The 21,081-nt window shown below is 57.5% G+C and carries 17 protein-coding genes, 1 pseudogene, 1 CRISPR repeat array and 1 riboswitch; of the genes and pseudogenes, 7 read left to right on the top strand and 11 right to left on the bottom strand.

Annotated features, from left to right (window positions below):
• Positions 1-4 precede the first annotated feature (4 nt).
• The 3 genes from Q1A00_RS08805 to der form a co-directional block, all read right to left on the bottom strand.
• On the bottom strand, positions 5-220 hold the full coding sequence (locus Q1A00_RS08805) for a hypothetical protein (protein ID WP_298402249.1): 216 nt from the start codon (positions 218-220) through the stop codon (positions 5-7).
• Between the two features lie 105 nt (positions 221-325).
• Positions 326-2,494, bottom strand: coding sequence for a glycogen debranching protein GlgX (gene glgX / locus Q1A00_RS08800; protein ID WP_366917420.1), 2,169 nt, complete (start codon positions 2,492-2,494; stop codon positions 326-328).
• Between the two features lie 92 nt (positions 2,495-2,586).
• Positions 2,587-3,936 (bottom strand): ribosome biogenesis GTPase Der, encoded by a 1,350-nt coding sequence (der, locus tag Q1A00_RS08795; RefSeq protein ID WP_298402245.1) that lies wholly within the window; start codon positions 3,934-3,936, stop codon positions 2,587-2,589.
• Between the two features lie 289 nt (positions 3,937-4,225).
• On the opposite strand from der, the gene Q1A00_RS08790 reads away from it, so the two are divergent.
• Together Q1A00_RS08790 and Q1A00_RS08785 are read left to right on the top strand one after the other, a co-directional pair.
• On the top strand, positions 4,226-4,564 hold the full coding sequence (locus tag Q1A00_RS08790) for a CidA/LrgA family protein (protein ID WP_298402243.1): 339 nt from the start codon (positions 4,226-4,228) through the stop codon (positions 4,562-4,564).
• A 9-nt stretch (positions 4,565-4,573) separates the two neighbouring features.
• The gene (locus Q1A00_RS08785) at positions 4,574-5,296 is read left to right on the top strand and encodes an LrgB family protein (RefSeq protein ID WP_299756290.1); all 723 of its coding nucleotides are present in this window, start codon (positions 4,574-4,576) and stop codon (positions 5,294-5,296) included.
• A 78-nt stretch (positions 5,297-5,374) separates the two neighbouring features.
• Here Q1A00_RS08785 and Q1A00_RS08780 read toward each other — a convergent pair whose 3' ends face one another.
• The 6 genes from Q1A00_RS08780 to Q1A00_RS08755 all read right to left on the bottom strand — a co-directional run bounded on the left by Q1A00_RS08780 (position 5,375) and on the right by Q1A00_RS08755 (position 9,606).
• Positions 5,375-5,782, bottom strand: coding sequence for a hypothetical protein (locus Q1A00_RS08780; RefSeq protein ID WP_298402239.1), 408 nt, complete (start codon positions 5,780-5,782; stop codon positions 5,375-5,377).
• Between the two features lie 269 nt (positions 5,783-6,051).
• Positions 6,052-6,312, bottom strand: a complete 261-nt coding sequence (locus tag Q1A00_RS08775) for a YkgJ family cysteine cluster protein (RefSeq protein ID WP_298402238.1) — start codon at positions 6,310-6,312, stop codon at positions 6,052-6,054.
• A 49-nt stretch (positions 6,313-6,361) separates the two neighbouring features.
• On the bottom strand, positions 6,362-7,033 hold the full coding sequence (locus Q1A00_RS08770) for a methyltransferase domain-containing protein (protein ID WP_298483249.1): 672 nt from the start codon (positions 7,031-7,033) through the stop codon (positions 6,362-6,364).
• Between the two features lie 72 nt (positions 7,034-7,105).
• Entirely contained in the window at positions 7,106-7,648 is a 543-nt protein-coding gene (locus Q1A00_RS08765) for an NUDIX hydrolase (protein WP_298404688.1), read from the bottom strand.
• Positions 7,649-7,652: 4 nt separating this feature from the next.
• Positions 7,653-8,936, bottom strand: a complete 1,284-nt coding sequence (locus Q1A00_RS08760; RefSeq protein WP_298404686.1) for a sensor histidine kinase — start codon at positions 8,934-8,936, stop codon at positions 7,653-7,655.
• Between the two features lie 22 nt (positions 8,937-8,958).
• A complete protein-coding gene (locus Q1A00_RS08755; RefSeq protein WP_298404684.1) occupies positions 8,959-9,606 on the bottom strand; it encodes a DedA family protein in 648 nt (215 codons plus the stop codon).
• A gap of 472 nt (positions 9,607-10,078) precedes the next feature.
• Between Q1A00_RS08755 and Q1A00_RS08750 the strand changes: the two genes are divergently transcribed.
• Complete coding sequence (locus tag Q1A00_RS08750) at positions 10,079-11,158, top strand: zinc ribbon domain-containing protein (protein WP_298406273.1); 1,080 nt, start codon at positions 10,079-10,081, stop codon at positions 11,156-11,158.
• Between the two features lie 3 nt (positions 11,159-11,161).
• Here Q1A00_RS08750 and mfd read toward each other — a convergent pair whose 3' ends face one another.
• Positions 11,162-14,701, bottom strand: coding sequence for a transcription-repair coupling factor (gene mfd / locus Q1A00_RS08745; RefSeq protein WP_298406275.1), 3,540 nt, complete (start codon positions 14,699-14,701; stop codon positions 11,162-11,164).
• 179 nt (positions 14,702-14,880) lie between these two features.
• On the bottom strand, positions 14,881-15,795 hold the full coding sequence (locus Q1A00_RS08740) for a DMT family transporter (protein ID WP_298406277.1): 915 nt from the start codon (positions 15,793-15,795) through the stop codon (positions 14,881-14,883).
• A 346-nt stretch (positions 15,796-16,141) separates the two neighbouring features.
• A riboswitch (TPP riboswitch) is annotated at positions 16,142-16,255 on the top strand.
• A gap of 71 nt (positions 16,256-16,326) precedes the next feature.
• On the opposite strand from Q1A00_RS08740, the gene cytX reads away from it, so the two are divergent.
• The 4 genes and pseudogenes from cytX to Q1A00_RS18465 form a co-directional block, all read left to right on the top strand.
• A complete protein-coding gene (cytX, locus tag Q1A00_RS08735) occupies positions 16,327-17,640 on the top strand; it encodes a putative hydroxymethylpyrimidine transporter CytX (RefSeq protein ID WP_298406280.1) in 1,314 nt (437 codons plus the stop codon).
• 99 nt (positions 17,641-17,739) lie between these two features.
• Complete coding sequence (gene thiW, locus Q1A00_RS08730) at positions 17,740-18,258, top strand: energy coupling factor transporter S component ThiW (RefSeq protein ID WP_298406282.1); 519 nt, start codon at positions 17,740-17,742, stop codon at positions 18,256-18,258.
• Positions 18,255-19,877, top strand: a complete 1,623-nt coding sequence (locus tag Q1A00_RS08725; RefSeq protein ID WP_298406284.1) for an ABC transporter ATP-binding protein — start codon at positions 18,255-18,257, stop codon at positions 19,875-19,877. The genes thiW and Q1A00_RS08725 overlap by 4 nt, the downstream gene beginning before the upstream one ends.
• Before the next feature lie 9 nt (positions 19,878-19,886).
• Positions 19,887-20,441, top strand: a pseudogene (locus Q1A00_RS18465) (energy-coupling factor transporter transmembrane component T); the annotation flags it as partial.
• 102 nt (positions 20,442-20,543) lie between these two features.
• Positions 20,544-21,039: a CRISPR direct-repeat array (repeat unit 37 nt; unit sequence GTTTCAATCCCCTCGCGGGGATTTTGGTTTTTTGAAG).
• Positions 21,040-21,081: the final 42 nt, after the last annotated feature.

Here is a 21,081-nt window from a genome sequence, read left to right as displayed (position 1 = left end):
CCAGCTAATCCGCCGCCACTTGATCGAAAGCCGCTTCGGTCGACTCATAACGATCACGAGGCAACCACTCTTTTTCTTCCACAATCAGTTCAATCGTTTTGAGGCGACGACCCTGTTCGGCATCGTAGCGATAACGCACGCAGACGAGGCGATCACCATATATTGCCTGCAACTTCTTGGTTCCGCGTTGGCCGGGTTTCAGCTTCAGACGAGTGCGCATGATTGGCTCCGATGGATGTCTGTAATGACTACTTTCTCGTACTATAGCTGATCGGTCATACGAATTTGTTACCAAAACGTTAAGATGCTCCGGAATTAAGGTGAGCTACTTGGCCAATCCAGCCAGATCAATATGGATCGGCGGCTCATTCTCGATCCGTTCGACGAGAACCGCCAAGGATCGCGGCTGAACGTGATACATCTGATCAATCACTTGCAGCGGATCATGCAAGTTTGGTTGGGAGGTATCGATGACCACGTGCCATTCGGCATCGTCAGGCCAATCGGGCAAGATAAACGGCACCGCTTCATCACTAGCGTTAATCAACACCAGCAATACATCATCGCGCATCGGTTCGCCGCGTTCGGTGCGATCGTCAATCACCGCCCCATTGAGCAAGAGACCAATACAACGCAGGTCAGGTTGCTGCCACAGCTCGGCGCTCACCTCTTGGCCATCAGGGCTAAGCCATTCAACATCCCACTCGGCATGACCCAGATTACCGGCAAAGAAACGGCGCCGGCGCAAAACCGGGTGCGCGCGGCGGAAGGCGATCAGCCGGCGGGTGAAGTCAAGCAAGAGATTCGCTTCCGCATCCGCCCGCCAATCCACCCACGAAATTGGGTTGTCTTGGCAGTAGGCGTTGTTGTTGCCCTGCTGCGTGCGCCCGCGTTCGTCACCCGCTAACAGCATCGGCGTTCCTTGTGATAAAAACAGCGTAGCAATGAAATTCATCATTTGGCGCAACCGCAACGCGCGGATGTCAGGATCATCGGTTGGCCCCTCTACGCCGCAATTCCACGAGTTGTTATGCGTATCTCCGTCACGGTTCGCTTCGCCGTTAGCCTCGTTGTGCTTCTCGTTGTAGGAAACGAGATCGCGCAGGGTGAAACCATCGTGAGCGGTGACAAAGTTGATCGAGTGATAGGGCCGGCGACCGTTATGCTGATAGAGATCCATCGAACCCATAAAGCGCGAAGCAAATTCAGCCGCTTGGCCAGCATCGCCTTTCCAGAAGCGGCGAACAGTATCACGGTAGCGACCATTCCACTCGGCCCATGGCGATGGGAAGCGCCCCACCCAATAACCATCAAAACCGACATCCCACGGCTCGGCGATCAGCTTGACACGCGAAAGCACCGGGTCTTGCCGCACCATGGCAAAGAAGGGGCTAGGCTGATCCGAACCGGCGGGGCCACGGGCCAACGTGCGTGCTAGATCGAACCGGAACCCATCGACATGCATCTCGGTCACCCAATAGCGCAGCGAGTCGAGCACCATCTGCAACGTGCGCTGGTTATTCAGATTGAGGCTGTTGCCGGTGCCAGTATCGTCGAGGTAGTAACGCGGCTGATCGGGCACTAACCGGTAGTACGAGGCGTTATCAATCCCGCGGAAGCTGAGAGTTGGGCCAAGATGATTGCCCTCGCCGGTATGGTTATAGACGACATCGATAATCACTTCGATTCCAGCGGCGTGTAGCGCTTTGACCATGTGCTTAAACTCTTGCACTTGCGCCTGTGGGTCTGTCTGGCTGGCATAGCGCGGTTCCGGGCTAAAGTAGTTGATCGGCTGGTATCCCCAATAGTTAGTCAGACCACGATCGGCCAAAAACTGATCGGTAATGAAGGCCTGCACCGGCAAGAGTTCGACTGCCGTGATCCCTAACGCTTTGAGGTAGGCGATGATCGAAGGTGAAGCAAGGCCGGTATAGGTGCCGCGCAAGGCTTCCGGCACCTCTGGATGCAGTTTAGTAAATCCCTTGACGTGCAGCTCGTAGATCACCGAATCGGCCAACGGAATATCAGGCGGTCGATCATCACCCCAATCGAAATGCGGATCGATCACGACCGAGCGCGGGACATACGGCGCGCTATCGCGCTTGCCAATGGTCAGATCGCCGTAGGGGCTGTCAACGCGATAGCCGTAGTTGGCCTTATCCCAGCGCAATTCGCCATACAGGGCACGCGCATAGGGATCGATCAATAATTTGTATGGATTGAACCGATGACCCTGTTGCGGCGTGTAAGGGCCATAGACTCGGTAGCCATAAAGCTGGCCAGAGCGCAAACCGGGAATATACCCATGCCAGACATCATCGGTGCGTTCGGGCAGAATCACCCGCACCGCCTCGCGCGGCGCAGTTGGGCTATCGAAGAGGCATAACTCGACCCGGGTGGCATAGGCCGAAAAGAGGGCGAAATTCACCCCTTCGCCGTCCCATGTCGCGCCAAGTGGATACGGACGGCCCGGCCAGACATCGGTGATATGCATGATCACAACCTCCATAAAAAGGCAGGCAGCGAGCAAGCTGGCCACCAACAGCCTCCTGCACGCTGCCTTGCGAAAGAGATCTGCGCGTGTGATTAGTCGTTCTCTTTTCGTTCACGCGAACGGAAGACAATGACGATTGGCGTTCCTTGAAACCCATAACGTTCGCGCAGCCGGTTTTCAAGGTAACGAGCATACGACCAATGCACCAACTCGCCATCATTGGCGAAAAAGAGGAAGACCGGCGGTTCAGTTTGCGGCTGGACTGCATAGTACAAACGCAAATGAGCGCCTTTCTTGACCGCCATCGGTGGCTGTTGCAATACCGCTTCCCGCAAGAAGTTATTCAACTCGCTGGTCGGCACCCGCTTCTGGCGTTGCGCATACACTTCGCGAGCATAGTCGAGCAGATGGCTGACACGCTGGCCAGTTAGCGCCGACACGAAGACGATGGGTGCGTAATCAACAAACTTGAATGCCTCGCGCACGCGGTCTTCAAATTGGTAGTACGCATGCGAATCTTTGACGACCGCATCCCACTTGTTGACCACAAGGATGATGCCTTTTTTCGCTTCGACCACCATCCCGGCAATATGAGTGTCTTGGGCCGTAATACCTTCGGTGGCATCGATCAGCAGCAGCGCCACGTCGCACCGTTCAATCGCGCGCAGTGTGCGCAACACGCTGTACTTCTCGATCCCGCGCTCGATCTTACCAGCACGGCGGATGCCGGCGGTGTCAATCAGTGTGATCAGCTCGCCGTGATACGTAATCGTGGTATCAATCGGATCGCGGGTCGTGCCGGGAATAGGGCTAACCACGCTGCGCTCTTGGCCAAGCAACCGGTTGAGCAGCGAGGACTTGCCGACGTTAGGCCGGCCCACAATCGCCACCCGCAGATGGCGCTCTTCCTCCTGCTCAAACGTCTTGGCCGGCAAATGCTCGGTAAGCCGGTCGAGCACATCGCCGGTGCCTAGACCATGAAAGGCGCTCATCGGGATCGGATCGCCGAGATTGAGCGCATAAAACTCAACCGCATCGAGCATACGCTCTTGGCTATCGCACTTATTCACAGCCAACACCACCGGTTTGGCGGTGGTGCGCAAAATATCGGCAACCTCAGCATCAGCCGCGGTCAGACCGTCGCGCCCATCAACCATAAAAATGATGGCGTCGGCCTCGGCAATCGCGTGTTCGGCCTGAGCACGAGTGCGGCGATTGATCTCTGCTTCAGGCAGCGTTGGATCGTCATCGCCAAACAAGATGCCGGCAGTATCGACAACCGTAAACTCTCGCCCGTTCCAGAACGTATCACCGTACAAGCGGTCACGGGTCGTACCGGGAATATCTTCAATGATCGCACGCCGCTCGCCGATCAAGCGGTTGAAGAAGGTTGATTTGCCAACATTCGGGCGGCCTACGATGGCCACAATCGGTTTTGTCATAACTCCTCCCGGACGCTGACAGGGATGCGTCCTCTTGGTTCTATTATAGTGGGTATTGGGCGCAGGCTGGCAGCAGGTTGCCGGTGGAGCAGAGCAGTTATGTTTTACCGCAGAGGACGTTGAGGATGATCATCATTCCGCGCCATTTTACGCTCTTGGCACGCTTTACGTCTTTGTTCGACGGTCTCGGTGGAGCAAAAAAGATTTGCAGCACTTCAGACACACTTAGCAATGACAACAAAGGAGTGGGCAGACAGCTATCTCCCATTGACTCAGAAGGCATTATCCTATGATCGACGCTCTTCTCAGTATTCTGATCTTCCAACTGATCGGCGAAGTGTTAAGCCGCGGTCTCAACCTGCCGGTTCCCGGCCCGGTGATCGGCATGCTGCTGCTCTTTGCTGTCTTGCGCTGGCGCGGCGGGCCACCTGAACCGCTCAGCGCTACTGCGAACAGCATATTAGCCCATCTACCGCTCTTGTTTGTGCCGGCAGGAGTAGGCGTGATGGTTCATTTGCCGTTGCTGGCCCGCGAAGGGGCACCCTTGTTGGCAGCGATTGTCATTTCGACATCAATCACGTTACTGATGACCGGCCTGACCGTACATTGGCTGCGCCGGAGAAAGTGATGGCACACTATGGATGATCGTATCTTTTCGATCTGGGTCTATCTTGCCCAAACTCCATTGCTCTGGTTAACAGCGACCATCGCCATCTATCGAGCAATGACGTTGGTCAGCCGCCGGTTAGGTTCACCGCCGCTGCTCAATCCGGTACTGCTCTCGATTATCGCGCTGGTCAGTATTTTGCTGCTGACCGGCACCCCTTACGCCACCTATTTTGACGGCGCGCAATTCGTGCATTTTCTGTTAGGCCCGGCGACGGTAGCGCTGGCCATTCCGCTCTACGAGTCAGAGCGCACGTTGCGTCGGATCTTCTGGCCGGCGCTAGCCGGCCTCATCGTTGGCTCGGCAACCGGCATCACAGCGGCAGTGCTTGCCGGGAGGCTGGTGGGTCTGTCCGAGCAAACCCTGCGCTCGCTGGCGCCGAAATCGATCACGACGCCGATTGCGATGGGCATTGCCGAGCAATTAGGCGGCCTGCCGTCGCTGACGGCAGTGATCGTGATCGTTACCGGCATGATGGGGGCACTGTTTGGCTGGGAGTTACTCGGCCTCGTTGGTGTACGCGACGATAGCGAGCGCGGCTTTGCGCTAGGATTGGCTTCGCATGGTCTTGGCACCGCACGCTCGTTGCAATTCAGCAGCGAGGCCGGCGCATTAGCCGGTTTAGCAATGGGATTAAACGGCGCAATGACCTCATTGCTCGCGCCGTTGCTGGCGCGATGGCTAGGTTTATAAAGGGTGAGACGGCGACATAGCGCCCGGTGTGACGACGGCGTGCGCCGATCTGTAGGCGGCTCGTTTCAAGCTCGCCGCCTACAGACGCTCCATCGTGCCGTCGGGCAACCAACGGATGCGAACGCCGTTAATTTCCGTCCAACCCTCTAAATCTTCTTCCTCTTCCTCCTGCGGGACGAGCACCGGGCCGCGATCCTGCGACCAGAGGATCAGTTCGTCAATTGTATACCAGCCGGCGCGATAATGCACCTGATCGGCTGGGTTCAGCCAGAAGCGAATCTGGCCATCCATCCATTGCCAACGCTCAAGCGAGCGCCACTCCTTGCCCTGATCGCTCAGGACGACCTTAACCTCCTCCAACATGCGCAACAGTTCGGGCAGCGAACGCGGCGTACCGTAGCGCAGTTGCAGCAGGCGCTGGTTAATCGCGTCCCGCAGTCGTTCGAGCTCAGATATGCTCAAACGGTCTAGATCGAAGTCAGTCACTGCGGCTTCCTTTCCCGAGTGTCGATCCGGAATGTGCCCCTTGGCACGGGACCGGCCCGCTTCGACACCCCTAAGCAGAGTCCATAGGTTTGGTAGCGCGCACTGCGGTGTGCGTTGATCGCTCGCCTGTCCCCCACATGTATGATACCCCAATTTTGTTACAACATCCTTTCCAAGCGGGGGGTAGCGCAGCGATGTTTGTCCCTGCCATAATAACGCAAATCGGCGCTGCGGAGTTGCACATTTCCCACTGCCAGCTAACTTTTCAGTCATTTTTCAGGTTGGGTAGCCAATTCGAGCGCGCTGAGCAAGAGCATCGCTTCAGCCACACTGTTACCGCACATATCAGGATGTGGTTGCAACCGGACGCACACCGCCGGACGTTCCGGCTTGCCGTACAGCGCGCAGCGATTGTCAGCCGTTAACTGCACACAGCGCACTCCTGCCGGTTTACCATGAGGCATACCCGGTATCGGTGACGAGATCGAAGGAGCGATGCAACATGCGCCACACCCAACCCGACATTCCATCGCATTCCCCCCTCAGTAAGAGCGTATAAGTTCATCAGGGCTAAAGAGGTCACCCTGCCGAGACCCGCTCAATCCGCAACCCGTTAATCTCGCGGCCACGCACCGCCCAGCGCCGGTGATAGTGCGACTCAAAGACGGCCAACTCGCTGGGTGAGGCCGGTCGCGCACGCAACGTCGGAAAGTTTGGCAGCAGCTCTTGCATCAGTGCAAACAGGTCTGGATGGTCGGTGAGAAAGCTGAGATAGCCGCCGGGTACGAGCACGCGGGCAGCGCAGGCCAACATCTGCGGCGAGACGAGCAACTGGTTCCGTTGCCGATTGCGCAGCAACGGCGGTGGAAAGTGGAGAATGATTGTTGCTAGTGCCGCATCGGGAATGCGCTGGTACAGAAGCCGCGCATCGGCGTGAATGAAGAGAATATTGGCCAGATTCAGCGCCGCTGCCCGTTCAACCGCGCGGTAGAGCGGTTTGGCTACAATATCAACACCAACGAAACACGCCTCTGGTTGCGCTGCCGCCAGTGCGCAGAGATATTCGCCGGTAGCGCAACCGAATTCAAGCGTCAACGGTGCGCTGCGCCCAAACAGGTCGGCGCTCAGCAGCGGAAACCGTTCGGGTGTATGGTACAGCGCATACGCTGGCCACGAACGATAATAACGCTCCGCCAACTCTGGCGGAGGCGCGGTAACTTTCAACCGAGCAGGATAGCGACCACGACCCATAGTTGATTGGCAGATATCAAGCTGGGCAGGCGCGCATAAAGTATGCGCTGCTCATGCGCGCTTTTACCTCAACTAATCTTGTAATCGCAACAACGCCAGCGCCATGACCGTCGCCCACGCCAGCACCTTAAACTCACCGGCAGCCAACGCCTGCCGCACTTCATCAACCGTCAATAAGACCAATTCCTGCGCTTCGAGATCGTCGCTCTCATCTTTGCCAACAAATGTCGCACCACGGGCCAAATAAAGGTGGGCTACGCCAGCACCGCGGTTGCCATCAACAGCATAACGGCCAAGATGTTCCCAATCAGAGGCAGCATAGCCGCTCTCTTCGCGCAATTCGCGCTGCGCCGCCAGCAACGGATCCTCACCCGGTTCGAGATACCCGCCTACCGGCGCCAGCGACAATCCCTCGACGGCATACTTCTCTTGCCGGAAGAGCACAAACTTCCCATCACCTGTAAGAGCCGCCACATTTACATACTCAGGCGTCATCACCCATTGCCAATTCGGGATTTCACGCCCATCTGGCAACACCACATGATGCCGCTCGACGGTGAGAAATGGCGGCTGATGGAGCAAGACTTCTCGTTCGCGCACATGCCACGCTGGCATAAGACTATCCATCTCTTTCATGTAGACGCGGTATCAACAACTGGGTCACGGTACCACCAGCCGGATCGGCTATGATCCGCAGGTGGCCATGGTGAACGCGCGCCGTCTGGCGAGCAATGGCCAGTTCGATCGTATGCGCGCGCTGCGTTTGCGCCGAGACAGTTTGTAGATCGGTATTGGGCGGTAGACCGGGATCGGTGATCTCGATCCAAACGTAGCGTTCATCGGCACCACTATTGATACGAATCACACCGCCGTGCGGCACTGCTTGCGCTGCGGCAACGATCAGATTGACCAACGCGGTATGCAGCAAGCTCGCTTCGCCGGCAGCCAGCGGCAGCTCAGCGATCTCAGCAATGAGAACAATATTGTTATTCCGTATGAAGTCACGTTCAGCGATAATAACCGCCGCACGCGCAATCGCGGCCAAATCCACCGGCTGAGCCGGCAACTGCTCAAGCTGCGCGAAGCGTTGCAATTGGCGCGCACTGGCCGCGCCAATCTCTGCCGCGCTCTCGATCATCTGCAAATCGGTGACTTGCTCCCCGACTGCATCAAGTTCGAGCAATTGCGCACGTCCTAAAATAACCGTCAATAGATTATTGATATCGTGGGCAATGCCTGCCGCCGCCAAACCGAGTACTCGTGCTTGCTTGATGGCTGGATGAGTGACAGCTAATACCAGTTCGACGAATGCGGCCTCATCGGGCCAGAGCGGGCGTGAGCGGCCAGTAATGCTCAGCGCGTCTCTGGTCAACGCCTGCCCATCAATTGCCGGTTGGAAGGCAAGACCAAGACAATTCTTGAACACCTCAGCCAACAACGCGCTACGCTCTTCACCGGCAGCGTACCGCGCCTTGATCTGCAAGAGCATAGATTGCCAGATCACCTGCCGCGCTGCATACCGCCGGGTATGGATGACATCGACCCATGGCGCAAGCTGATCGAGCAACGCTGGCGCAACCGGCGTCGTATCCGGTACAATGAGACCGCCACACACGCTTCCGCGCGCAGTCAGTGGCTCCCAGCACCCGTCCATTCCCATCCATTCACGCAAGAGCGGAGCTTCAGCTAACGCCGTTCGGCTCGCCGGAAATGGCCAGTTCGGCGCTAAACGTGCCGCCCCGCCGGCAACTGGCCACGCCACCGACCCGATGATCAACCACGTGGTTGGAGGCAACCATTGCGCCAGAACGCCACACAATCCCCGTTCAGTCACCGTCAATGGCGAGAACTGGCTCAGGGCGATATACGGCTCGGTGACTGAACTGTGATGATCTTGCGTCATACAGACAGCTTGATCTGCCTCATTATTCGCTGCGGCTGAAGGCCATCCCGCGCAGGCCGCGCAACCGCTGCACCACAAAGACTACCGCTATAATCGCCAATACCACTAGCACCAGTTTCTGGTACTGGTCAACAATCTCGATCACAAATTCCCAGTTAGCACCCAAAATGACGCCACCGATGGTGAGCAGCGATGTCCAGATGGTCGAACCGATGGTGGTGAAGAGCAAAAACCGGCCCATTGGCATACGATTCATCCCCGCCGGCAGCGAGATCAGGCTGCGAATAATCGGGACGACCCGCCCGCCAAGCACAATCACATCGCCGTGGGTGGTGAAGGCATGCAGCGCTTTATCGAGATCCTGCTCCGACAGCAGGAAGAAACGACCATAATTGCGGAAAAAGGGCCGCACGAGCGGCTCGCCGGCCAGCATCCCGATATAGTAGAGCACAATCGCGCCCAAGACCGAGCCAAGCGTGCCGGCGCCAATCGCCAAGAAGAGATTCATTTCGCCGCGACCGACCAAGAAGCCGGCGAAGGGCATGACTAATTCAGAGGGGATCGGGGGAAAGAGATTTTCGGCTAGCATCACTAGTGTAATGCCGGGATAGCCAATCGCCAGAATAATGCTTTCAATCCAGAGGCCAAGCTGTTCCAGAATCCGACCCATGCAGGCATTCTCCGTATGGCTTATGTTCTATTGCGCCGAAGTGCGCTTCAGGTATGGTAGAGGATCGCTGGGCCGGCGTCAAGTGGGAAACGAGGCAAAGGCGCAAGGGCGCGAAGGGGCGCAGAGGTCGCAACGTGGCGAGGTATGGTTATCACGCCGCAGCGGGCAATATGCTCCCCACCCCCGGCCCCGCCATCACACGGGGGGAGGTCCCCCCCACCCCCAGCCCCTCCCCCACAGGGGGGGAGGGGGGGATGGCTCCGCCGCCACGAGGGGGGAGGTCGTTGCTCCCGCTCGTGCGGGGGATTGCGTCGGGTGCGAGTGGGTCACGCGCTGTGCATCCCTGCTCGCCCCTTGCGATGACATTCGGCACCTGCCGACAGTGCGAGGGGCTAGAACGTTGGGAGTATAATAAGCGTTGCACGCGCATTCCTTGGTATGCTGCACGTTCTTGTTCCAGTAAGAGGTCAGCATGGACAACACGCACCGCTCCCCTCGCTTTTGCCCGCACTGTGGTGCTCTGTTGCCGCCGGGTGATCCGAAGTTTTGCATTGAATGCGGGCATGCGCTCAGCGCAGGGCCAGCTATTATGCCGCCGCCGTCAAGCGCAGGACGTATGACGGTGCGCTTGCCGAATGCGCGCGTCGAGCAGAGCGTGATCGGTGGCACGGTCAAGCTGCCCTCTTCCGGCGCAATCCCGCCGGGGATGTGGGTGCTCGATGAGCCGCCGTCAGCTCAGACAGTGGTGGCAATCTATGCGCCATTGCGCGCTGTCGTCGGCGGCTGGAGCGGGTTGAGCGGCCAAGGCTGGCGGCGAACGGAACGGCAAGCGCGGGCGGGTTCACAGATGGCATTTACCTTTGTGGCTGAACGGGTCTGGTTTCCGGCGCCGGGTTGTGGCGGCGGGTTGCAGTTGCACGTCACGATTGCCGCGACTGCTCAAGCGCACGAGGGGCGAGAACGGCTTGGTTTTCGCTATCGTGAAGGTGACGATTCGCCAATGGAGGTCGCGCATGCCGAGTGGCGCGCCGGTGATGGCAAGACGGTGGTCGAGCACCCAATTCCTGCGATCCAGATTATGGCTCCACCTCGTATTCCGCGCGTCTCGGATATCCGCGAGACGATCCGGCAGGTGAGCCGGAGCGAGGCCGATCGCTGGGTTGATGGCAGCGTCACGCGCGGCATCTACCAACTAATGGGTGGCGATGTACAGCAACGCACCCCTGCCGGGCGCGGCTTGCTGCTCGTTGAGGTGGTCGAAACCGAACGGCGCAATTGGTTACAGCGCCTCTTTGTGTTGACGCCGAGCCACTACCGCGCACGGATTGAACGCCCGTTTACCGCTGAACTCGGCCAATGGAAGCAAAAGGTGAATGAGATCCAACGCGAAGCAGCGAGTCTCGGCCTCGATATTGAGACGGATGCCGCTGTGGAGTGGTGGCTTGACCGCTATGGCTACGATGGCGTGATCTTCACCGGTGCGCGGCAGCGGTATCATTACGATCACGTGATCGTCGCTTTCCGGCGCGGGCAATTGGTGCGGGTGCGATGAGCATCACGCCAACGCTTCCACCACTGCTAGCAATCGCTCTGGCCATTGCGCCCCCGCCAACCGCCGGTCGAGCCGGATCGATTGCTGGCCAAAAGCTAACGCCTTGTCACGCGGGAAACGGCGGCGCAGCCGTTCGCGCAGGTTCGGCGAGAGCAGCGTAGCCAGCCGAATCAGAAAGAGGTCGCCTTCAGTCGTGATCGAGACCACCCCCGCTTGCAGTGCCAACAACCGAATCTGCAACCAGAAGATCAAGTGCAGCACCGGTTCGGGCAACGGCCCGCCAAAACGGTCGATCAGCTCTTGGCGCAAGCTACGTACCTCCTCAATCGTGGCAGCATCGATCATCCGCTGGTACACCGCCAGTCGCACTCTCTCATCGGCGATGTAGGTGGGCGGAAGATATGCATTGAGCGGCAGATCGATGGTTACCAGCGGCGCAACCAGCACTTTTTCCGAAACAGTGGGAGCACGCAGGCTTTCGGCCATCTCAGCCGCGGTGACTGTTGCGGTCTGATCGGCGGCAGCATCCACCTCATGCTTGAGTTTGCGCACCGCCTGTTCTAGCAAGCGCGAGTAGAGGTCAAAGCCGACGGCAGCAATATGACCTGACTGCTCAGCCCCCAACAGGTTACCAGCGCCGCGTATCTCAAGGTCACGCATAGCAATACGAAAGCCCGCCCCTAACTCAGTTGCTTCTTGAATTGCCTCTAGCCGCTGGCGCGCGTCAGAGGTCATAAACCGGGCCGGCTGGTAGAGCAGATATGCATAGGCCCGCGTCGCACCGCGCCCTACTCTGCCGCGCAACTGGTAGAGCTGGGCCAAACCGTAGTTGGTGGCATCGTCAATGATGATGGTATTGGCGTTGGGCACATCGAGGCCGCTCTCGATAATCGTGGTGCAGACCAGCACGTCATAGCGCCCCTCGAAAAAGTCCATCATCACCCGTTCCAGCTCGCGTTCGGGTAATTGGCCGTGGCCGACAGCAATACGCGCTTCCGGCACCAGCCGGCGCAGCCGCTCGGCGACGTGGTAGATACTCTGCACTCGATTATGCACAAAATAGACCTGCCCCTCGCGTTCGAGTTCGCGCCTGATGACCTCTTGCACCAGATGATCATCTGCGGGCACGACGTAGGTCTTGATCGGGATACGATCTTCTGGCGGCGTATCAATCACACTCAGGTCACGGATCCCTGAGAGTGCCATATGCAGCGTGCGCGGGATAGGGGTAGCCGTCAGAGTCAGTACATCGACCTCAGCGCGCAGCAGTTTGAGCCGCTCTTTGTGGCGCACGCCGAACCGCTGCTCTTCATCAACAATCACGAGGCCAAGGTCGCGGAACACTACATCATGCGAGAGCAAGCGATGAGTGCCGATGATGATGTCGATCTTGCCCCGCGCCAGATCGCGCACGATAGCATCTTGCTCTCTCGGCGAACGAAAGCGTGAAAGCATCTCTACCGTCACCGGGAAAGCGGCCATCCGCTTGCGGAAGGTATCGAAATGCTGCTGGGCGAGTACGGTTGTCGGCACCAATATCGCCACCTGCTTGCCGTCTTGCACCGCTTTAAACGCCGCCCGTAGGGCAACTTCCGTCTTGCCAAAGCCAACATCACCGCAGACCAACCGATCCATCGGCGTAGACTTCTCCATATCAGCCTTCACCTCAGCAATCGCACGCAGTTGGTCATCGGTTTCGAGGTAGGGGAAACTGGCTTCCAACTCACGCTGCCACTCGTTATCGGGCGAAAAGGCGTAGCCGGGCTTGAGCTGACGCTGGGCATAGAGCCGGAGCAGCTCTTCGGCTAGCTCTTGCACCGCAGCCCGCACTTTGCGCTTCGTGCGTTCCCAATCTTGGGTGCCGAGACGGGTCAGGGTAGGCGGGCCATCGCCAGCACCGATATAGCGGGTCACACGATCAATCTGGTCAACCGGCACATAGATTTTATCTTCGCCGGCGTAGCGCAACACCAGATATTCACGTTCAACCTCACCGACGGTGCGTCGGATCATGCCATCAAATACGGCAATCCCGTGCTCAATATGCACCACGTAATCGCCGGGCTTGAGCGAGCGCAAAAAGGCGTTGCGGTCGGCGAGATTGGCCTTGCGCCGCCGTTCGCTCAGCGGGCGGCGCTGGCGAATACCGAAGATCTCGCTATCGGTGAGCAAGGTCAAACGCAGATCGGGCAAAGTAAACCCAGCCTCAAGACCGCCGTGGATCGGCACAAAACGACCGGCTGTCGTCTCGCCGGCCACCTGCTCACCAACCAACTCTTGTAAGCGAGCAGCTTGTGCCGTCACCGCCACCACTAGCTCACCGGTGCGCACCTGTTCCACGATCGTATCAATCAAACGGCGCAATTGCCCGCCGTAAAGTGGTGGCACCCCAAACAGCGGCGGCGTGATCGCATCAGGGTGTTCGTTGTGGCTCAGATCGGCAACGATCAGCGTCGCAGTATCCGTTAGCCCCAATTCCTCCCAGCGCAGATAAGGGCGGGGAAAATCTGCCGGCAACTCGCCTAATGCAATCAACTGAGTACGATAATCAGACGCCTGCGCATCGATTTCATGAGCATGTTGCGCCAGCAAATGAGCTTCAGCCAGCACCACCATACTTGCTGGTGGCAAATAATCGAGCAGCGTCGCTGGCTGGGGCAAGAAAAAAGGCGCGTAAAAGGCGCGGCCTTCAAAGCGCTGGCCCTCGGCCAGTTGAGCGCGGGCCGCGGCCCACTCCTCGCGTACCTCGCGGCGCAACCCGCTCAGATCGAGCGCATCGATCCGGTGCAACGCATCAGTAACCCGCCAGAGCGGAGTCTCATGCGGCGGGCCAATCTCAGCCTGTTCTAGCCGCTGCTCACTGCGCTGGGTGACCGGATCAAACCGGCGCAGACTATCGATCTCATCATCAAACCACTCGACGCGCAACGGCAACTCATCACCCGGCGGCCACACATCGAGAATAGCACCACGCCGGCTCACTTCACCGGGAGCTTCGACCATAGCCGCGCGCTGATAGCCATTGGCAAGCAGCGCCTGCGCCACCTGCTCAACCGGCAGCCGCATCTCGCGCCGCAACTGGATCGTGGCCGTATCGAGTTCGGCGGGCGGCAACGTTGGCTGCATCAGCGCCTTCACCGAGGTGACAATCACACCATTCACCGAACTAGCGCGCAAACCGCGCAACACCGCCAACCGGCGCCCGATCACATCAGCGCCGGGAGACATTTGCTCGTAGGGCAACGCATCGGCAGCGGGGAAGAGCCAGACTTGATCGGGTGCCAACCACTGGCGCAGATCATCTGCGGCGCGCTGCGCACTCTCGGCGCTGAGGGTCACGTAAAGCACCGGCTTGGCCTGCCGACGGGCCAAAGCCGCCACCAACGCCGGACGAGCCGCTGCAAACACGGAGGCCACCGTCTGATACCCGGGGCGCAAGGCAGCCGCCAGCGCCGCTAACGCGGGCAGGTCGGCGATTACTGCACCGAGCGCGCTGACACTGGTCAGCGGGAGTTGGGTGTAGGTTGTTGGCAGTGTGGTCATGCGATTATGCTGTCCGGTACTGGAGGTTGATGTTTTACCGCAGAAGGCGCAGAGCTTGATGTTTATTTATCCTTTGCGGCCTTCGCGCCTTTGCGTTTATGATCCTTTGCGGCTTTACCCGCGTTGCACGGTCACCATCCCGAACTAATTTAGTATAGTAGCACGAACAACAACAGCCATCACGTCCGGCGAGTCAGCAAGACCCCGGTCACAATCAGCAAACCACCTACCCCCTGCACCCACGTCGGCTGCTCGCCGAGCAACGGCCACGCGATCAGAGTCGCTACCAGCGGAATAGCGCATCCGTAGATCGCAGTGCGGGCGCTGCCGGCGACACGCACACTATTATTCCACAGCACATAGGCCACTACCAACGCCAGCAAAGTGGCGTAAAGCAGCCCCAGCCACGCATTGAGACTCACACTTGTCCATGCCACTCGGCCCCAATCAGGAATACTCACCAGCAGCATCCCCGGCACCCCGGTCACCATCGTCCACGCGGTAATGGCTAGCGGCGAAAGTCCTTGGCCGAGCGTGCGCACGCCAAGCGTATAGATCATCCAGCACAACGCCGCGCCGAGCATCAACAGATCACCCAACAGCCCACTCCCGCCGAGGCTGAGACCGCGTTCGGCGACCACCAACGCCACGCCGCCGATCGCCAACGCGATACCGGCCGCCATCATACCCCGCACGCGCTCGATACCGAGCAAGGCAGCCGCCAGCGCTACCCACGCCGGCGTAGTCGCGATGATCAACGAACCATTCGCCGCCGTCGTAAGGGTCAAACTGTAGGTAAAGAGGGCCTGATAGACCGTATTGCCGGCAAATCCAATCCAAAACAGCTTCCACCACGTCGCCCGGTCAGCGGGCAGAGCACGCTGCCCCTCACGCCAAAAGGTAAAGGCCAACAGCAGCACACTGGCGCTAGCAAAACGCAGAGTGGCAAAAGCCAGCGGCGGAATCTCGGTTAAGGCGGCTTTGACAATGCTAAAATTCGCCCCCCAAATCAACACAACCAGCAGCATCGTCAGATCGGTGCGGGTCAACCCGGCAAACACGACCGGCTGCTCGACGCGAGTAGTGGTAGTCACAGACCCCTCGCCATGCACTAGAACCGGCGGATTTCGCCGGTATATGATGTAGGCTACCATGTATTATTGGTACCATCCAGCGTCTACAGGCGGATATTTGGCTGATCAGGGAAGTAAGGAAAGGCGCTTCCGTCATCGCGCGGGTGCTCGGCGTCCGTAGAGCAGACTGTATTCCGCTCCGGTCAATCCGCTGGGCGCGGTGGGAGGCCCCCCACCCCCGGCCTTTCCCTCACACGGGGGAGGGGGAGGCTCTCTTGGCGGACTATCGTCTCTTGATCTAACGTCAATAGTTCTGTATAATATGTACTATACAAATAAATAGACCGCTTTGCCGCTCCAAGCAAACGGTAAAAGCTAGGGGAGTCAGGAGAGCCTGACTGAGAGGATAGCCCGACTGATGCTATCGACCCTCGAACCTGACCTGGGTCATGCCAGCGTAGGGAAGCAACCGGTGGCATCTGCCGCTGATCGCCCCAAGGTCAGCGGCATTTTGTATGCCGGCGCCTCCCCAAGCAATGTGGAGGTATCAGAATGGAGCCAGAAACCACAGTTTCACCACTCACCCCAATCCCAACTCACCGTCGTCCGTTTCATTTCAGTGACGCATTCACGCTATGGGCAAGCCTCGGCGTCGGATTACTGGTACTGCAAGCCGGCGCACTCCTTGTCCCCGGTTTAGGGTTTGGTACAGCGATGGCAACAATACTGCTCGGCTCAGCCATTGGCGTCGTTCTGTTAGCACTTGTCGGCGTGGTCGGCAGTGATACCGGCGTCGCAACTATGGCTGCCCTGCGACCATCGCTTGGCATACGCGGCTCATTATTGCCAACCATCGCTAATATTGTCCAACTGGTTGGTTGGGGCACGTTTGAAATCATTGTGATGCGCGATAGTGCGCATGCGATTGCTCAACAGCTCGGCACCTTTTCACATCCGGTGCTTTGGACACTGATCTGGGGTACGTTGGCAACGCTCCTCGCGTTTGGCGGCCCCTTGCTGGTAGTGCGCAAGTTTCTGAAGCGGTGGGGCATTTGGCTGGTTTATGCAGCTACAATCTGGCTAACCATTCAACTTATCACCCGCTATGACCTAACAACTATCGTCAACCACCGCGGAACCGGTGAACTTACCTTTGGGATCGGGATCGACCTTGTGATCGCGATGCCACTCTCTTGGCTACCGCTGATTGCCGACTATACCCGCTTTGGCCGGTCGGCGCGACAGATGTTTTGGGGAACTGCGCTTGGCTATTTTCTGGCCAATGTGTGGTTCTATGCCCTTGGCGCCGCGTATGCGCTCGTGCTTGAGAGCGGTGATTTCATCCGGTCAATCTTGCTCACAAGCGGCGGGCTATTTGCGCTGGTCGTTATCCTCCTTGATGAGACCGACAACGCGTTCGCTGATATCTACTCAGCCGCCGTGTCAACCGGCAACATCGTACCCCAACTCGCAACCGCATGGCTCGCTATCGGGTACGGCGTGGTATGCACCGTCCTTGCCCTACTTGTGCCAATCGGGCAATACGAAGCATTCCTGCTCTTGATTGGCTCGCTCTTCGCCCCCCTCTTTGGGGTGGTGCTGGTCGATCATTTCATTATTCGGAAGCGGGCTATTGACCCGACTGCACTCGACCAACAGAACGGGATGTACTGGTACCTATTGGGCTGGAATTGGACAGGTCTCTTGGCGTGGGTGATCGGCGTCGGTACGTTTCAGTTTGTGACCCGAATGCTTCCTGAGGTAGGCGCGACCTTGCCCGCCCTCTTTGTTAGTGGGCTGGTCTACTGGGTCATCGCCCGAGTCAGACTGATGCAACCGTTACCCGTCGGTAAACAACGTGGTTGAGTAGAAACACAGCCGGTCGCCGGGAAACTGTGCCGACCGGCTAAACACCTATGGCCTATCACCTATTTCAGTCATCCTACTGAAACACCGGAGGTTCGTATGCCGGTTCATAGTCGCCTCATCGCGCGAGCAATCGTACTCATTGCCATCGGAGTCGCGCTTGCGCCATTTACATCGTTTCCAATCGGCATTGCCCGCGTCAATCCAACCCAACATTTTATCAACGTAGTAGCAGCAGTGACGCTCGGCCCGTGGTGGGCAGTCATTATCGCCGCAATCATTGCTATCATTCGCAATGCGATGGGAGTAGGCACAGTACTAGCCTTTCCGGGCGGGATGATTGGCGCCCTACTTGCCGGCCTCGTCTACCGCTACACGCGCAACGTCTATTTGAGCGCACTCGGTGAAATTGTTGGAACCGGTATTATCGCTGCGGTGGTTAGTGCACTGATTGTAGCCCCGATATTTATGGGTAAAACAATGGCAGTAGGCGTGATGGTTGCTTCATTTTTAGGCAGTACAGTGATTGGCTCGATGATCGGGGTGTTGGCGCTGAAGCTACTCGCCCGAACTGGACTGGTCGAACCGGCAGCAGACATTCAGGCACAACAGCAATGATCGTCTTGCAACATCTTCGTTACCGTTACGCCAGTGCAGGATCAGATTGGGTGTTACAGGGGATTAACTTACATATCGCAGCAGGCGAATACGTCTTGATCTGCGGCCCCAGCGGATCGGGGAAATCTACGTTATGCCGCGTATTTAATGGCCTGATCCCACACTTCTATGGGGGTAAACTGGAAGGCAAGGTACAGATTGCCGGTCTTGATACCTGTACCTTGCCAATCAGTGAACTGTTTGCGCTGGTTGGATTCGTCACACAACATGTTGAGGCTCAGCTTTTTAACAGTACTGTAGCTGAAGAAATCGCTTTTGGACTAGAGAGTTTAGGATTGTCACCATCAGAAATTGATCAACGGATAGAAGAAGTAGCTGCACTGCTCGAGTTAGAATCCCTTTTGCCACGCAACCCTCGCCAACTTTCTGGTGGTGAACAGCAACTCGTTGCAATAGCGGCAATCATTGCGCTGAGGCCGCGCGTAATCGTGCTCGACGAACCGTATGCAAACCTCGACGCGAGGAATATTCAACGAGTACGGAGCATATTACGTCAACTTAACCAGAATGGAACAACGATCATCATCTGTGAACATCGCCTGCGGCACATCGTTGCGGATGCAAGTCGAATAATTGTGATGCATCAAGGTCAGATCGTGAGTGACGGCCCGCCGCGAGTTATCGTGCGCGAAGACCTCACAGCATTTGGGATCGAACCACCACCAGTGGTACAGGTCGCGCGTGATTTGGCATTACCTTTCACACCATTGCAAGTACAAGAACTCATACCTGCAATCAACGGCCATCAACCGCCGCCGAGCCTCCTTGCAGCCCAGACTTTTGCCCCACCCACGCCAGCCAGTCAACCACTGATACAGCTTGACCAAGTGACCTACAGCATCGGCCCAACACCGATCCTCCGTCGGGTAAGTCTCGACATTCGAGCCGGCGAATGTCTCGCCCTCGTCGGCGCCAACGGGGCCGGCAAAACAACGCTCATCAAGCACTTTAACGGTCTCTACCGACCTCAATCCGGGCGAGTAATCGTCGTGGATCGAGATACGCGCAAAGCCGACGTATCCCAACTCGCCCGACACGTCGGCCTTGCATTCCAAAATCCTGACAACCAGTTTTTCACTACCCGGGTTTGGAATGAAATCATCGTAGGTGCGCACATGCTCCATCGGTACGACGAGCGTTGGATTCGTGAACTGGTGCGGCTGTTCGATCTAGAGCCGCTGCTTGACCGCTCACCATACCGGTTAAGTGGTGGCGAGAAAAAGCGGGTCGCGTTTGCCGCATCGCTTGCAGCGCAAGCCTCCATTCTCGTACTCGACGAACCGACCGCAGGACAAGACTGGCACTTTCGCCAAGCGCTCGCTCAGCAACTGCACGTACTCCGTCAGCGTGGATATGCAATCATCATCGTCACCCACGACCTCGAATTCGCCGCGCGCCATGCCACGCGGTGGATTGTCATAGCCGACGGCGAAATCGTCACTACCGGCCAGCCGTGGGAGGTGATGGCAAATACGACCGCAATGCAGCGTGCCAAACTAGAACCAACTCAATGGTTTCAGATCGCCGCCGCTTGCAACTGGTCAGAAGCACTAAAGTAGCGCAGCAAAATGATGAAGAGGCTCGATCCGCGCACAAAACTGGCGCTCGTCATTGGCTACATGATCTTTATCACTGCTGACCCAACAGAGGCATGGGTATTAAGCAGTTTTGGGTTCATCGTCCTCATGATTGTCGCTACCGGCAAAGTGAAAGCATATCTCCAATGGTTACGGATCGTCGCCACGATAGCCCTCACGTGGATCATCGTCACTTGGTGGATGTTCGACCTCGCAACAGCAGTGATCGTCGGCCTACGCCTTACGGCACTCCTTTCAGCCTTCTTCCTCTTCTTCCAAACTACTACACCGACCGAGCTTGGCAACGCCCTCGTCCAGAGCGGCCTCCCATACTGGTTCGCATTCACGCTCAGCGCATCATTGCAGCTAGTACCGGTTATGAGCCAAACCATCCAAAATATCATCGCCGCCCAACGATCGCGTGGCATCCCACTCGAACCGGGCTGGGCCGCTCTGCGCCACTACCCTGCCCTACTCGTTCCCCTGCTCGTGCAATCGTTCCGTCTCGCCGACGAACTCGCCGAAGCGATGGAAGTGCGCGGCTTCAGCCGCACGAAGCGCACGTTTCGCTATCAGTACCGCTTTCACCTGACCGATTGGCTGGCGATCGTTGGTGAAGTGCTTTACATAGGGATTGCTCTTTCAATACGTTTCAACCCCTCGCGGGGATTTTGGTTTTTTGAAGAGCGCCTTTATGGCGCTCCTCGCACCCATCTCATGAGTTTCAATCCCCTCGCGGGGATTTTGGTTTTTTGAAGCACCGGTTCGCTGGTGCGAACCTTACGGCACCGAATTAGTGTTTCAATCCCCTCGCGGGGATTTTGGTTTTTTGAAGCAAGCAATCCAGCACCGAGTGGCCGCCCAATTGAATGTGTTTCAATCCCCTCGCGGGGATTTTGGTTTTTTGAAGGCATTGAGTACGTAGAAAGAGATCGCGGCGCGCGCAGAAAAGTTTCAATCCCCTCGCGGGGATTTTGGTTTTTTGAAGTCAAAACACGGTTAGCCCGAACAAAATCTGGCAGGAGTATGCGTTTCAATCCCCTCGCGGGGATTTTGGTTTTTTGAAGGACAAAAATATTCTGCGTGTGAATACCTTTTGGCAGATCGGTTTCAATCCCCTCGCGGGGATTTTGGTTTTTTGAAGAAGATAAGGAGTTTTTCTTTAAAGCTGATGAGTTCAGCCCGG

It is taken from the genome of uncultured Chloroflexus sp., assembly GCF_938091255.1.
GTDB lineage: Bacteria > Chloroflexota > Chloroflexia > Chloroflexales > Chloroflexaceae > Chloroflexus.
This window is presented reverse-complemented; position numbering and strand designations above follow the sequence as displayed.